Consider the following 15,059-nt stretch of genomic DNA (forward strand, 5'->3'; position numbering starts at 1 on the left):
AAATTTGAAGTTAAAAAATAGTCATATACTTTAAAGAATAAGATGATAGATATTTAAGATAGCAAGTATAGCTTAAAGTCCGTCAAGTAAAATTTTATAAAGGCGGTTTATCTCATCGTCATTTAGCTCGATCGTGCTTTTTGTATCAAATAAATTTTTGATCTTACCAGCGTCAAATTCGCTCCTATCTAGGCAGTGCTTGTGAGAGGGCAAAAAGCCACGAGTTAGGCAAAGCTCGCTCTCTATCTCCTCATCACAGATAAAGCACTCAAGCTCGCTGTGAAGCCTACCTTCATACTCTAAAATTTTAACGTAGCTTTCGATGATAAGGCGTTTTGGATTTTGTAGCTGCATCTGCTTGGCGCAGCGATCAAGCTCGTTAAAGTAAATTTCATCGAGCTGCTCGACCTCTTTTAGATGATCATAAAGTAGGCGCATGAACTGCTGCCAAATGATGAGCTTATCGCGCTCTAGTAGCCACTTAAAGCCAAGGTGAAGTATGCTTCTAAGCTTTGGTAGAAATTTCGCATCTTGCTCTAGCTCAAAGTCGATCTTATAGCCAGTCATGATATTTGAGTGGCGTGCGCCAAAAAATCTATACGACTTTACGAGCAAATTTGTCGTTAGCACAAAGACTAAAAGGTCCTCGTCTCTGACCTTTTGCACACGCAGGATGTAGCCTTGCATCTAGGCAAAAAACTCCCTTATGCGCTCTCTCATCGCTGTCGTGTCTTTGATGAAATTTATATCGTTTCTAAAGGTTGTTGCACCGTCGATGCCCTTGCTGTACTGATGTAAATGCTTTCTAAATATGCAAAGCCCATGCTCGCCGTAATGCTCGATCATCGCATCAAAGTGGGCTAGTATGATCTTTTGCTTTAGCGCTTTATCCACGCTAGTTTTAGTCTTTATCTCGTGAAATATCCAAGGATTACCAATACTTGCTCTACCGATCATGAGAGCGTCACACTTTGTAAGGTTTAAAATTTCATCTGCATTTTGCGCATTTATATCGCCATTTGCAACGACTGGGATTTTTACGCTCGCCTTTACTCTAGCGATCGCTTCGTAATCAACCTTTGCGCTGTATCCCCCAGCTCTTGTACGTCCATGCACTGCGATATAGTTTGCACCTGCTTCTTCACAGGCCTTTGCGATCTTTTCTTCATTTTTGTCGTTAAAGCCAAGTCTAAATTTAACGCTTAGGCTCTCTTTGTTTGAGACGCTTTTTATAGCTGAGATTATGCTTTGAAGTTTGTCAAGATCGTTTAGTAATGCAGAACCTGCTCCTTGTCTAACGACCTTTGGTACTGGGCAGCCGCAGTTTAGATCGAGCCCATAAATCCCATCAAATTTATTGATAATTTGCACAGCTTTTTTTATATTTTCTGTGTCATTGCCAGCTATTTGAACTACATAAGGCTCTTCGTTTGGGGATTTTTTAATCATTTCAAGCGTTTTGTCACTGCTCTCATATACTAGAGCGTTTGCGCTGATCATCTCGCTAACAGTGACATCGCAGCCAAATTTCTTAACTACGCTTCTTAGTGGCAAGTCAGAAAAACCAGCAAGAGGTGCTAAGAAAAGTGGCTTTTTACTAAAGTCTATCATTTAAAAAATAACGAGCTAGGCACCATTTTGCCGTTATCTCGTAAAAACAGCAAGACCTTTATCTCTTTAAACTCATCTGGGTCGCTACCTTCGATAGCCTCTCTTACTTTATCAAGCATCTGAAGCTCAAATAGCGCATATACGTAAGCCTCATCAGCATCAGCATGGATGCTTTTTAACTTCTCAAAGATGCCGATAAATGCATCTGGTTTTAGCTTATTTTTAAGCATTATGGCTGCTTTGTCGTATTGTGCTTTTGTAACTTTTGCGTTGTTTAAAAGATCAAAAATTTCATCACTGCTTAGATCAATCTCGTCATTTACAAATCGGGTAATAATAAGCATTATATCTTCACTTGCTAGCTCAAAATTTAATCTTTTGATCTCGCTAAAAGAAGCTACTTTTATGAGTTTATCAAATGCAGCTTTTTTAAGACTCTCGTTTTGATCTTGATTTTTAAGTATGTCAAGATAGTAAGTAGGTAGTTGCTCGATTTTATTTAGCTCATTTAGGATATTTAACTTGCTATCTTTTGCTAGTCTAAATTTCTTTAGATCGACGATCTCTTTATTTTTTATACTTTTTATAGTTTGTAAGATATTGTTTATCTCGGCATCATCTACACCGACATCTTTAAGCTCGCCTACTGGTGAGATAGAACGAGTAAGCTGTGAGGCGATCTTGTAAGTGTCGGTTTTGAAGTCTTTGTTGCTCTCAAAGCCAAGAAGCGTCTCTTTGGCTAAGTCTTTATAAAGCTGGCTATCTTTTTTGATCCATTTTTTATATCTATAAAAAGCATATCCATGATAAGCGATATGAAGTAGGGCAAGAAGTGCTAAAACAGCTACTGGAAGAGCGACCCAAATAGCAATTGGCAAAGTTATAGTTTGGCCTAAAAGCTCAAATGTGTAATCAGAACTATTAAGAGAATAAGTAAGCCCTGCAACAACTACTATGTAGATTATGCAGTAGACGAGAAATTTTCTAGTTTTCATGTTTTCTCCTTAGTTTTTTGCTGTTTTTTCGATTATTTCACGGCAAGTTATGCAGTATTTTGCATGTGGTTTTACCTTTAGTCGCGGTATACTGATCTCCTCTTCACACATATCACAAATTCCATAAGTTTTGTTTGCTATCTTCTCTAGTGCTTCATCTATTTCTGATAGCTCCGCTCTTTGTTGCGTCGAGATGGAATGCTCTATTAGCTGGTCTGTATTTACCGAGGCTATATCAAACTCATCGCTTACACCACTATCTCTTAAGCCATTTACTTCAACAGATGAATCATAGATATTTTTTTTGATCTGTAATTTTCTTTCTTCAAGTAATTTTTTAAAAAAATTTAGCTCAGTTTGTGTCATTTATATTCCTTTATTTGTGATATGGGTGGTTTGCATTTATGCAAAGTGCTCTAAAAATTTGCTCAAAAAGTACAAGCTTGGCAACCTTATGTGCCATCGTCATCTTGCTTAAGCTTACAATTTTTTGCGCTTTATTCTTTAAATTTTGGCTAAGGCCATAAGCTCCACCTATGAAAAAGTTAATTTGTGAATTTGAGTTTAAAATTTGTGCGAATTCTTGGCTGTCAAGTTGCAAGCCATTTTCATCAAGCATTACGCAAAAGCCTTTTAAATTTGGCTCATAAATTTCATCATAAGCTCTTAATGCTTCGCTTTTTCCAGTACTTTGAGCTTTTGCTATTTTTTCATTGAAAAAGACTTTATCGTTTATCTTGGCAAATTTTGCACTCATTTTTATATATTCTTGTATCTCGTTTTCAAAGTTGTCACGTGATGATTTTTGAATGCTAAAAACTGAAATTTCCAAATTTAGCCTTTGGTTTTTAGCTTTAGTTCAAAGTTGTTTCCACTCTCATCTTGGTTATCTTTTTGATGTATTGTCTTATTATTTGTGAGAAATTTAACCATATCGCTTATATATTTTTTATGTTCGCTTCTTGGCACAATAGCATCGATTAAGCCATGTTCTAATAAAAACTCGGCTCTTTGAAATCCCTCTGGAAGGTCAGCACCAATGGTTTGTTTGATGACCCTTTGACCGGCAAAGCCTATTAAAGCGCCAGGTTCAGCGATTATTAGATCTCCAAGCCAAGCAAAAGAGGCGCTAACACCACCCATTGTCGGATCAGTAAGTATTGAGATGTAAGGTAGTTTCGCTTCATCAAGTAGTTTTAAAGCAGCTGATGTCTTTGACATTTGCATCAAAGAGAATGTGCTCTCTTGCATTCTAGCTCCACCTGAAGCACTCACTATGACTAAAGCTTGGCGTTTTTCTATTGCTCGTTTTATCGCTCTTACGATCTTTTCACCCTCAACTGAAGCTAGCGAACCACCCATGAAGCCAAAGTCAAAAACAACTAGCTGGATCTCTTGTCCGTCGCATTTACCTTCGCCACATATCACTGAGCTTGTGTGTCCTGTTTTTTCTTTATTTTCTGTGATTCTTTTTTTGTATGATTTTTTATCAACAAAATTTAATGGATCTACCGGTTTTAAATTCGCGTCAAATTCTACAAAGCTACCTTCATCGCAGATCAAATTTATGCGATCATCAGCTTTTAATCTCATATGATAGCCGCATTTTGGGCAAACATTAAAACAAGCTTCAACTTCTTTGTAGTACATCAGTGAGTGACAATTATCGCATTTTACCCAGTGCGTAGGTGCTTCTTCTGGACGAGGTTGAGCTTTTCTTATCTTTGAAAAAATGTCTGAGAAATTCATCTTTTTACCCACTTATATTAAAAATTGTGGGATTATATCTAATGTTTGCCTTGCTTTTTCTTATATGACTTAAAGTTTGTTTATTTGTAGAGGTTTGAAGGGGTAAGTTAGCCCCTTCAAAGTATCTTATTAGAAGCGTCTTCCGATAGTAAACTCAAATGTATTTGTATCATCGCCCTCTTTAGGTTTAAGAGCTTTTGCAAAGATTAGTTGAAGTGGTCCAATAGGAGTTATCCATTCGATACCAGTACCAACTGAAGATCTTTTTATCTCATTTAGGCTATTCTCACCGATCATGCCGTAGTCATAAAATACAACACCACGCATTTTGACACGATCTATTATAGGGAAGCTTATTTCGGCTGAATTATTAAATGAAGTTTCGCCGCCATATTCGTAGTAGTCGCCATTATATTTTACCTTTGGAGATACTGTTCTGCTTTCGTAACCACGTAAGCTTCTTATACCACCAAGGTAAAGTCTTTCGTTGATCGGAGTATATCCTCTTTCCCAAATTTTGCCAAAGCTAGCTTTATATCTTAAGATAAGATCGTAGTCGATGTACTCTCTAAGACCTAGATAGTAGTTAAAATTTGTGCGATTTTTGATAAAGTCTATATCGCCACCAAGCCCAGCTATCTCAAATGATGTGCTAGCTATGATGCCACGTCTTGGTAAGTAATAATCATCAGTGCTGTTATATGTTAAAGCCGGAGTTATAGCGCTTTTTATAGCTTTACCTTCTCTATAAATTTCTTTTTTGGTTTTTGTGTTGATATCTCTTAGTTCATCATCTTTTAAAGTAATTTTGCTTTGCTCAATGTTGTAAGTAAGTGATGCGCTTAAATTTCTAGTTAGTTTTCTACCTAGTGTTGTGCTAAAGCCATAGCTTCTCTCTTTGTATGTTCTCCAGTCATAGTCATTTGCGTAAAGTGTTCCACCAAGGCTATACTCTGAGTCGAAAATTCTTGGGTTTGTAAGACTTATCTGGCCTGAAAGCTCTCTGTCGCTCTTATCTACGCTTACTTGTCCTTGAAGACCAGAACCAAAGATATTTGTGTCAGAAAGTGCTGCATTTAGTAGTAGTCCGTCGCTGCTGCCGTATCCGATACCACCACTTATTGATCCAGTTGAAGCCTCTTTTACTTTTACTTTTAGATCAACTGTATTTTTATCAACCGGATCTTCTTCTATCTCAACGTCATCAAAGTAGCTTGTTCTTTTTAATGCATCTTTTGAGTCTTGAAGGTCAGTTCTACTATATAAATTTCCTTCAGTTAGATAAAGTTCACGTCTTACAACGCGGTCAACAGTCCTATCGTTTCCTGAAATTTGAACATTTCTTATATATACTTTTTCGCCAGGATCTACTTCATAATCAATATCGACAGTTTTATTTTCATCAAATTTATCAGTCTTTGGATAGACTTTTACAAACGCATAACCTTTATCAGCAACCATATCATCAAGCTTTTTCATATCTTGGCGAAGTCTTGCTGAGTTCATCGTATCGCCAGCCTCAAGCCTAAAGTCATCTATAATCTTTTTAGTGTCAAGCTCTAGCTCCTCAGGTGCTGTAATACTTACATTTGAAACCTTATAAGGCTCACCCTCATGAACATAATAAGTAAGATCAGCTGTGTAGTTATCAAACGATGAATTTAAATAAGGTGACGAAATAGTCGCGTCCAAATAGCCTTTTTGGAAATATTTGTCTTGTATTCTTGCTGGATCATTTTCAAGCTCGAAAAGTTTAACTTTACCATCATTTCTGCCCCAAAGCCAGCCCATAAATTCTCTACTTTTATTTGCAACTACTGGCTCAATGTCGTCATAATCAAACTCTTTTGCACCGACTAAATTTACATTTTTGATTATCATATTTTCGCCACGGTTTATATTGAGTGTTATAAAAAGTGAGCTGTCATTATCTGCAACTGGTTGCTTTTCTACGTCAACAACTGTGTCAAAGTAGCCCTTTGACTCATAATACTGGCGAATTCTCTCTTTTGTTTTTTCAATTGTAAGCTCATCATACATATTGCCTGGCTTGATGTTAATTAGTGACTCTATGGCGGTTTTGTCGTTTGTTACAACACCTTTTAGATCGACTCTAGCGACACTTGGTTTTTCTTTTACAACCACCAAAAGATTGCCATTACCTGTATCTTCTATGTAGATATCATCGAAATAGTTTTGTTTGTATAAATTTGTGATCGCCTTATCGCTAAGCTTTGGAGTCAGATCCTGACCGACTTTTAAGCCCATTATTTGGCTTGCTACTTCAGGCGAAAGGTGAATTAGGCCTTTAAAATTTATTGACTGGATTGTTTGTGCGCTTAGGCCACTGAAAGCTAATGCTAATAAAAATAATTTCTTTTTCATTAAATTTAACCTAGAGTTTTAGTATAAATGCGTATAATATCATATTTTATTTTTAATAAATTTAAATTTTATAATTTTGAAGGTTTTTTATGAAAATAGGTATCATCGGACTTGGTCTTATGGGTGGCTCGCTTGGTCTTGCACTAAAAGATGAAAAATTAATCTCTTGTGTTAGCGGATATGATAAAGATGAAAATCACAGCAAAAAAGCGCTCGAACTTGGCTTGGTGCATGAAATTCTAAGCATCGATGAGATGAAAAAGAAGTGTGACATAATCTTTTTAGCTGTGCCAGTAGAAGCTATCGTAAGCATTGTGCAAAATTTAACCGATATTAGCGAAGATACAACTATTGTTGATTTTGGCTCAACCAAACAAAAGATCATCGAGGCTGTGCCAGAAAAAATTCGTAAAAATTTCATTCCAGCTCATCCAATGGCAGGTACCGAGTATTCTGGTCCAGAGGCTGCCTTTAAATCACTTTACACAGGAGCAACTGTTATCGTTTGTGACTTTGCTGAGAGCGCAGAAAAACACGTAAAAAGAAGCGTAGAGTTATTTTCTTGTCTTGGCATGAAGATCATTTTTATGAGTGCGAAAGAGCATGATCATCACGTGGGTCTTATTTCACATTTGCCTCATGCGATTGCATTTTCGCTTGCTAGTGGGATTTTAAAAGAAGAGGATAAAAGGCACATCGTAGCACTTGGTGGACCTACATTTAAGGGCATGATACGTGTTGCAAAGAGTTCGCCTTTTATGTGGAGCGATATCTTTAAGCAAAATAAAAATAATGTTGTTGAAGCCATAAATATGTTTGAAGAAGAGCTAAATTTGTGCAAAGATCTCATAAAAGATGAACGCTGGGATGAACTTTTTGCTTGGATGAGCGACGCTAGAGCCGTAAGAGAAATTTTGTAATTAACTAAAAATTTATTGATTTACGTGTAAAATTTTGCAAATTAAATTTAAGGTAAAAATATATGTATAGACGTGGAGTTGGCGGATTTGGTATTGTTGTGCTTTTGCTAATTTTAATTTTAGCCGGTGGTTTTGGCTACGCTTTGATGTCAAAAGATTTTGAGCGAAATGAACCGATAATCGGTGTTGCTGATAAGGTTTATTGGAATCTTAGAACCCCAATGAATATCAAATTTAAAGACGATAGCGGTATAAAATTTGTACGAATTAGTATGAATGATGGGAAAAATGATCTAAATTTATTAAATCAAATCATACAAAATCCAAGTACCGAGCTTGATGTAAATTTAACCTTTCCAAAGACTGGCTTTTTTGCTCAAAAAGATACTTATGAGATGAATATTGAAGCTGTAGATACTAGCAAATGGAGCTTTTTTACTGGCAATAAAGCTAGTAAAAAAGTCGAAGTAGTGCTTGATACTTCAAAGCCTGATCTTTATGTGCTTTCGCAGTCTTATTCTATCTCAAAAGGTGGTAGCGCGGTTGTGGTCTTTAGAGCAACTGATAATCAGCTAAAAGAGGTCTATGTCCAGACAAATTTTGGTAAGAAATTTAAGGCAGTGCCATTTTATAAAGAGGGCTTTTATGCAGCACTTGTTGCTTGGCCAGTTCAGGTTGAAAATTTTAGTGCTGAGGTCATTGCAAGAGACTTTGCAGGTAACGAAAGTAAGTCACATGTTAGATATTTTTATGAAAATGTAAAGTATAAAACTTCAACTATTACATTAAACGATAGATTTTTAGATGGTAAGATAGTTGATTTAACGGATCAATATGCAAAAGATCCAAGTGCGCTTTCAAGGCTTGAAAAAATGAGATTTGTCAATGAGACGCTTCGAAACTCAAATGAGGAAAAGATAACAGCACTTACTACAAATCCTGGCGATGAGATGTTAGCTGGCTTTAGTGTGACACCATTTTACCCACTAAGAAATGGTAAAAAAGTGGCTGACTTCGCCGATCACCGATACTATACATATAATAACGAGCAAGTAAGCGAATCTTGGCATATGGGAATAGACTTTGCAAGTGTGGCCGCAGCTCCTATTATAGCTAGCAATGCTGGTCGTGTTGTGCTAGCATCTGAAAATGGAATTTATGGATTAAATATTGTGATCGATCATGGATTTGGGCTTTATTCGCTTTATGGACACTGCTCAAGCACTAGAGTAAAAGAGGGCGATATGGTGGCAGCTGGCGATCAGATAGGTACTACTGGAACTAGTGGTCTTGCACTTGGTGATCACCTTCACTTTGGAATTTTAGTCCAAGGCGAAGAGGTGAGACCACAACAATGGATGGATAAAAAGTGGATAAAGGACAATATCACAAGTGTTTTAGATGCTGCAAAAGCGATGATAGACAAGAACTAAAAAATTTGCAAAATTGATTTTTTAGTGCTATCATAAGCGGATTAAAAATATAAGGAAAATTCTTGAAACAAACTACTATCGCAAGACGCGTTGAGACCGTTGGTATAGGGCTTCATAAAGGTGAGCCGATAAGACTTATACTAGAACCTCTTGATGCAAATTCTGGCATTATTTTGCACCGCGAAGATCTTGGTATTAGTTTTAAAGCCGAACCTAAAAATGTGATAAATACGCAGATGGCAACCGTTGTTGGCAATGAAAAGGGCTTTATTAGTACGATCGAACACCTGATGTCAGCCATAAATGGTTATGGTATTGATAATATTAGAATTTCTGTTGATGCAAATGAAATTCCAGTGATGGATGGTAGTGCAATAAGCTTTTGTATGCTACTTGATGAGGCTGGCATAAGATATCTTGATGCTGGCAAAAAAGTAATTCTTGTCAGACGTGAAGTTGAAGTCGTTGAGGGTTCTAAATTTGTACGAACTTCACCTTCAAGAAGTCCAAAATTTGACTATACGATAAAATTTGATCATCCAGTTATTGGTGAACAAAGATATGTTTTTGATTTTAGTAAAAGCTCTTTTATAAAAAATATAGCTCGTGCTAGAACTTTTGGGTTTTTGAAAGATTTACAGCGTTTGCAAGCTCAAAATTTAGCCCTTGGTGCATCACTTGATAATGCCGTGGCAATCGATGATACGCATATCCTAAATCCAGAGGGTTTGAGATTTGAAAATGAGTTTGTAAGGCATAAAATTTTAGATGCAATTGGTGATTTGAGCTTGCTTGGAGCACCTTTATTGGGCGATTATACAGCATTTGCTGGAAGCCACGATCTAAATCACAAATTAACTCTTGCTTTGATGTCCGATGAGAAAAACTACGAGATCGCAACTCTAAATGGTGAACTTCTAAAAGAGTATCAAAAGGTATTTGCATAGAAAATATTGAAATTTTAGTTGTCTCTTTATCTACTCCGCTTTTAGTTGGAGTATATAAAGACGGCGTAAAATTTGATGAAATTACGACTGATGAACATGTCAGTGAAGCTTTGATAAAAATCTTAGAAAATTTATCGTCTAAATTTAATATCACAAAAATTATCTATTCAAATACGCCTGGAAGCTTTATGGGGCTAAAGGTGGCCTATGTTATTTTAAAGACTTTCTCTTTAGCAAAGGGTTGCGAATTTTATGCGGTTAGTGGCTTTAGCTTAAATGGTCACCAAGCGATAAGAGCAAATAAAAATTTAAGTTTTGTTTTAAAAGATGGCAAAATTTCACTTGAAAAAGTGGAGCCAGTAGGATTTAGGTTGCCTTTAAATTTAGATGAATTAAAACTAAATTCAGATACACTTCCAGATTATATCATCCAAGCAGTTTAGGAGAAATTTTGAATATCTTAGTGCCTGCAACAAGTGCTAATTTGGGCCCTGGTTTTGATGCTTTGGGGCTTAGTTTGAAGCTTTTTAATAGCGTGAAAATCGAGCCAGCAAAATTTAGCTCAGTGTCGATAAACGGCGAAGGCAGCGGAAGTGTAAATTTAAAGAGAAATAATATATTCTTAAGTATTTTTAATGAAATTTTTTTTGAGCTAACTGGTAAAAATGAAAATTTTAGAGTCGTTTTTGAAAATAATATCCCATTTTCAAGGGGACTTGGTAGTAGCTCCGCTGTGATCGTTGGAGCCATTGCTTCAGCCTACGAAATGGCTGGCTTTAAGGCAAGCAAAGAGACAGTTTTAAATAAAGCTATCATCTATGAAACCCATCCTGATAATATCTCGCCAGCAGTTCACGGTGGATTTATCAGCGCGATCGTAAAAAATGGTAATGTTTACGCAAATAAAATAAGTTTAAGCGATGAGATAAAAGCAGTAGTTGTTATCCCAAATAAACCGATGAGCACATCCTCGTCAAGACAAATTTTACCAAAGAACTATACGATGAAAGAGTGTGTAAATAACTTATCTCATGCCGCTTTTTTAACATCTTGTTTTTATGAAAAAAAGTATGATCTCTTAAAAATAGCAAGCAAAGATTTGATGCATGAAGAGCGTAGAATGCACGCTTTAGAAGAACTTTTTGAAGTTAGAAAAGTAGCTTATGAAAATGGTGCTTTAATGAGCACGCTTTCAGGCTCAGGTTCAAGCTTTTTAAATATCGCTTACAAAGATGATGCTAAAAATTTACAAGATATTTTAAAGAGTAAATTTAGTGATTTTAGGGTTGAGGTTTTTTCATTTGATAACGATGGATACGAAATTACGCAAAGCTAAAAACAAGTTTAAAAAGATATAATGAACAAAAATAATCCTGTAAGGACATGTGTCGCTTGTAAAATTAAAATTTCTCAGAGCTTGCTAAAAAGATACCGCTTGGTAGGTAAAAATTTAGAGCATGGCAAGGGAAATGGTCGTAGCTTTTATCTGTGCGACAAATGTATGCAAAAAGATATAAAAATTTTAAAAAAAATAATTGATAAACAAACTAAAGGTGCTTTTATTTGTGATACACCGAAGTTAAAGGAGATACTCTTAAATGAGCAATGTTAGGATTTCAGAGATCGCAAACGAGCTTGGCTATCCAAGTAAAGAGATAGTAGAAAAAGCTCAAGAGTTAGGATTAAAAGTCAAAACTCACTCAAATGCAGTTAGCCTTGAAGAGGCCGAAGCTATATATGAATATGTTCAAACTGGCGTGATACCAGATAAATTTAAAAAGAAAAAGAGTGAACCTAAACCAAAAAAAGAGTCTAAAAAAGAAGTAGAAAAAGAGTCAGTAAAAAAAGAAGAAAAGCAAAAGAGTGAACCTAAAAAAGCTACTACTAAAACTGAGTCAAAGTCGGTAAAAGCTGAGCCTAAGAAAGAGGCACAAATTTTAGAAGAAAAACAAAAAATTGAGCCTAAAAAAGAAGAAATCAAAGTAGAGCAAAAACAAGTCGAAGCTCCAAGACCAAAAGAGAGCTTGGCCGATGTGACTCAAAAAAGACGTGGCCTTGTGATAGTAAAAAAGAAAAAAGACTATGAAGCGCCAATTGCTACAAAAGAAGAGAAAAAGCCTGAACCAAGCATAGCTAATATAAGCGATTTTAAAAGTATGTTTTCAGCAAATGATGAAAATTTAGCTAAGAAAAAGAAAAAAGATAAAAAAGTAGTTGTTGCAAGTAAAAAGGACAACACTCAGAAGATGGATCTACTTGGCGGAAGTGACTTTGGTGACATAGTGCTAGAAGATGAAGATGTAGTTGTTCTTCCTGATTTTAGTTTTAAAACTCCGGTACCAGCACCTGCTCAAAAGACAAAACAGCCAAATGTTATGAGAACTACGGTCAACAATACGATAAATTCATTTGGCGAAGGCGGCATTCAAAGAAGAGCTAGAAAAAAACACAAAAAGCCTGAAAATAAACAAAACAATGAAGCTGTGACATCTATAAGTATTCCAAAAGAAATTCGTGTTTATGAATTTGCTGAAAAGCTAAACAAACAGCCAAGTGAGATCATTGGTAAGCTTTTCATGCTTGGTATGATGACAACCAAAAATGACTTTTTGGATGAAGATGCGATAGAAATTTTAGCCGATGAGTTTAATGTAGAGGTTAATATCATCGACGATCAAAAAGAATTTGACTACGTAGCAGCCTACGAAGAGGAGATAAAAGACGATGAAAATCTCCAGCCAAGAGCACCAGTCATAACCATCATGGGTCACGTCGATCACGGTAAAACTTCATTGCTTGATTACATAAGAAAATCACGTGTAGCAGCAGGAGAGGCTGGTGGTATCACTCAGCATGTTGGTGCTTATATGGTAAATAAAAATGGCAAAAACATCACATTTATTGACACCCCAGGTCACGAAGCGTTTACTGCTATGCGCGCAAGAGGTGCTGGTGTAACTGATATAGTTATCATCGTTGTTGCAGCAGATGACGGCGTAAAACCACAAACAAAAGAGGCGGTCAGCCACGCAAAAGCTGCTGGTGTACCAATAATCATCGCGATAAACAAAATGGATAAAGAGTCAGCAAATCCTGACCTAGTAAAGACTGGTCTTGCCGAGCTTGATATCATGCCAACAGAGTGGGGCGGAAAATATGAATTTGTGCCAATCTCTGCAAAAACAGGCATGGGCATAGATGATCTATTAGAGATCGTACTTTTACAAGCTGACCTTTTAGAGCTAAAAGCAAATCCAAAGGCAAACGCAAAAGCAACTGTCATCGAGAGCTCACTTCAAAAAGGCCGTGGCCCAGTAGCTACTATTATCGTTGAAAATGGCACGCTTCATGTTGGAGATACTGTCGTAGCTGGAGTTGCGTATGGAAAGATAAGAAGCTTACTTGATGACCAAGGTAAGCCTTTGCAAGATATAAAACCAGGCGAATGCGGTGTGATAGTAGGTCTTAGCGAGATAGCAGAGGCAGGCGAGACATTAATAGGCGTAAAAACTGATAAAGAGGCTCGTGAATACGCGCAGAAAAAGGCTGAATATATCCGCCAAAAAGAGCTTAGTAAGAGTACAAAAGTTAGTATTGACGAGCTTAGCGCTAAGATTGCTGAGGGTGAGTTAAAGACGCTTCCAGTCATCATCAAAGCTGACGTTGGTGGTTCACTTGAGGCACTAAAAGCAAGCCTAGAAAAACTAGCAAATGATGAGATCAGAGTAAATGTCATCCACTCAGGTGTTGGCGGCATCACGCAAAGCGACGTAGCACTTGCTAGTGCGAGCGAAGACTGTATAATCCTTGGTTTTAACATAAGACCAACTGGCGAGATAAAAGAAAAGGCAAAAGAGAGCGGTGTTGAGATTAAAACATACAACGTTATCTATAATCTAATTGATGACGTGAAAGCAATCTTGGGTGGACTAATGTCACCTATCATCAGAGAAGAGCAGCTTGGTCAAGCTCAGGTTCGCCAAGTGATCCATGTGCCAAAAGTGGGTACTATTGCTGGATGTATCGTCACTGAAGGCACGATAAACAGAGGGGCAAAAATTCGCCTTATTAGAGAAGGGGTGGTTGTTTATGAGGGCTCGGTAAGCTCATTAAAACGCTTCAAAGATGACGTCAAAGAGGTTGCTAAAGGTTATGAGTGTGGCGTTGGTATCGAAAATTTCAACGACATCAGAGAAAACGACTATATCGAAAGCTTTAAAGAAGTCAAAGAGAAAGCTACTCTATGAACGCTAACGAAATAAAGCGTATGAGAACTGAGAGTGTGCTAAAAGAGCTCATTCCAGAGGCTCTAGCTACTCTTGAAGATAGCATTTTAAAGGGGCTTTGTGTCACTGATGTCGAGTGTAAAAAAGGCAGATACGACGCCTTTGTTTATCTTGACAAAATGGCATTTGATGAGCGTGAACAAGAGTATATTTTGGGGCATTTAAAGCGAGTTTGTAGGCATTTGCAAAACCACTGCATGGCAGCTGAGGGCTGGTATAGATGCCCAAATTTTCACTTTAAATTTGATGATAGATTAGAGTACCAAAACCATATGGATAAGTTGTTTGATAAAATTTCAAAGGATTTAAACAAAAATGGATAATTTAGACAAACTAGTACGCGAATGCGGTGTAGAGCTTTATGACAGCGAGATCACAAATGAAAATGGCAGGGCTATTTTTAGAGTTTATATTACAAAAAATGGCGGAGTGAGCCTTGACGACTGTGAAAAAGTGAGTCGATTGCTCTCGCCTATTTTTGACGTGACACCACCAGTTAGCGGGGATTATAACCTTGAAGTTAGCTCACCTGGCCTTGAGAGAAAGCTTAGTAAGCCATCTCATTTTAAAGCAAGTATTGGCGAGCTAGTTAAAGTTCAAACCGAGGCTGAGAAATTTACAGGAAGGCTCGTAAAAGCGAACGAAGAGAGCATCGCAGTAGAAAATGAAGAGGGAATTTTTGAGATCAATATCAGTGAGATAAAAAAAGCAAAAACATATTTGGAGTGGTAAA

The 15,059-nt window shown here is 36.9% G+C and carries 16 protein-coding genes; 9 read left to right on the forward strand and 7 right to left on the reverse strand.

Annotated features, from left to right (window positions below):
• Positions 1-72 precede the first annotated feature (72 nt).
• The 7 genes from recO to bamA form a co-directional block, all read right to left on the reverse strand.
• Positions 73-687, reverse strand: a complete 615-nt coding sequence (gene recO, locus CYO92_RS05370) for a recombination protein RecO (protein WP_103588943.1) — start codon at positions 685-687, stop codon at positions 73-75.
• Positions 688-1,611, reverse strand: coding sequence for a tRNA dihydrouridine synthase (locus CYO92_RS05375; RefSeq protein WP_103588944.1), 924 nt, complete (start codon positions 1,609-1,611; stop codon positions 688-690). It abuts the gene before it with no gap.
• Complete coding sequence (locus CYO92_RS05380) at positions 1,608-2,606, reverse strand: hypothetical protein (RefSeq protein WP_054196230.1); 999 nt, start codon at positions 2,604-2,606, stop codon at positions 1,608-1,610. The genes CYO92_RS05375 and CYO92_RS05380 overlap by 4 nt, the downstream gene beginning before the upstream one ends.
• Positions 2,607-2,615: 9 nt before the next feature.
• Complete coding sequence (dksA, locus tag CYO92_RS05385; RefSeq protein ID WP_035167251.1) at positions 2,616-2,972, reverse strand: RNA polymerase-binding protein DksA; 357 nt, start codon at positions 2,970-2,972, stop codon at positions 2,616-2,618.
• 10 nt (positions 2,973-2,982) lie between these two features.
• A complete protein-coding gene (locus CYO92_RS05390) occupies positions 2,983-3,438 on the reverse strand; it encodes a 23S rRNA (pseudouridine(1915)-N(3))-methyltransferase RlmH (RefSeq protein ID WP_084041273.1) in 456 nt (151 codons plus the stop codon).
• Positions 3,439-3,440: 2 nt separating this feature from the next.
• Positions 3,441-4,355, reverse strand: coding sequence for an acetyl-CoA carboxylase, carboxyltransferase subunit beta (accD, locus tag CYO92_RS05395; RefSeq protein WP_103589117.1), 915 nt, complete (start codon positions 4,353-4,355; stop codon positions 3,441-3,443).
• Between the two features lie 129 nt (positions 4,356-4,484).
• Positions 4,485-6,740 (reverse strand): outer membrane protein assembly factor BamA, encoded by a 2,256-nt coding sequence (gene bamA, locus CYO92_RS05400; RefSeq protein WP_103588945.1) that lies wholly within the window; start codon positions 6,738-6,740, stop codon positions 4,485-4,487.
• Positions 6,741-6,829: 89 nt separating this feature from the next.
• Between bamA and CYO92_RS05405 the strand changes: the two genes are divergently transcribed.
• From CYO92_RS05405 to rimP, 9 genes are all read left to right on the forward strand, one after another.
• Positions 6,830-7,660, forward strand: coding sequence for a prephenate dehydrogenase (locus tag CYO92_RS05405; RefSeq protein ID WP_103588946.1), 831 nt, complete (start codon positions 6,830-6,832; stop codon positions 7,658-7,660).
• 62 nt (positions 7,661-7,722) lie between these two features.
• Positions 7,723-9,093 (forward strand): M23 family metallopeptidase, encoded by a 1,371-nt coding sequence (locus CYO92_RS05410; RefSeq protein WP_103588947.1) that lies wholly within the window; start codon positions 7,723-7,725, stop codon positions 9,091-9,093.
• A 62-nt stretch (positions 9,094-9,155) separates the two neighbouring features.
• A complete protein-coding gene (gene lpxC / locus CYO92_RS05415; RefSeq protein ID WP_084108771.1) occupies positions 9,156-10,040 on the forward strand; it encodes a UDP-3-O-acyl-N-acetylglucosamine deacetylase in 885 nt (294 codons plus the stop codon).
• 80 nt (positions 10,041-10,120) lie between these two features.
• Complete coding sequence (locus CYO92_RS05420; RefSeq protein ID WP_103588948.1) at positions 10,121-10,483, forward strand: glycoprotease; 363 nt, start codon at positions 10,121-10,123, stop codon at positions 10,481-10,483.
• An 8-nt stretch (positions 10,484-10,491) separates the two neighbouring features.
• Entirely contained in the window at positions 10,492-11,376 is an 885-nt protein-coding gene (gene thrB, locus CYO92_RS05425; protein ID WP_103588949.1) for a homoserine kinase, read from the forward strand.
• Between the two features lie 21 nt (positions 11,377-11,397).
• Positions 11,398-11,652, forward strand: coding sequence for a hypothetical protein (locus CYO92_RS05430; protein WP_087578467.1), 255 nt, complete (start codon positions 11,398-11,400; stop codon positions 11,650-11,652).
• Positions 11,639-14,287 carry a translation initiation factor IF-2 gene (gene infB, locus CYO92_RS05435; protein WP_103588950.1) on the forward strand — a complete coding sequence of 883 codons (2,649 nt, stop codon included), beginning with the start codon at positions 11,639-11,641 and terminating at the stop codon, positions 14,285-14,287. Before CYO92_RS05430 ends, infB begins: the two co-directional genes overlap by 14 nt.
• A complete protein-coding gene (rbfA, locus tag CYO92_RS05440; RefSeq protein ID WP_021090755.1) occupies positions 14,284-14,649 on the forward strand; it encodes a 30S ribosome-binding factor RbfA in 366 nt (121 codons plus the stop codon). The genes infB and rbfA overlap by 4 nt, the downstream gene beginning before the upstream one ends.
• Positions 14,642-15,058, forward strand: a complete 417-nt coding sequence (rimP, locus tag CYO92_RS05445) for a ribosome maturation factor RimP (protein WP_103588951.1) — start codon at positions 14,642-14,644, stop codon at positions 15,056-15,058. The genes rbfA and rimP overlap by 8 nt, the downstream gene beginning before the upstream one ends.
• Position 15,059: the final 1 nt, after the last annotated feature.

This window comes from Campylobacter concisus (assembly GCF_002913715.1).
Lineage (GTDB): Bacteria > Campylobacterota > Campylobacteria > Campylobacterales > Campylobacteraceae > Campylobacter_A > Campylobacter_A concisus_AG.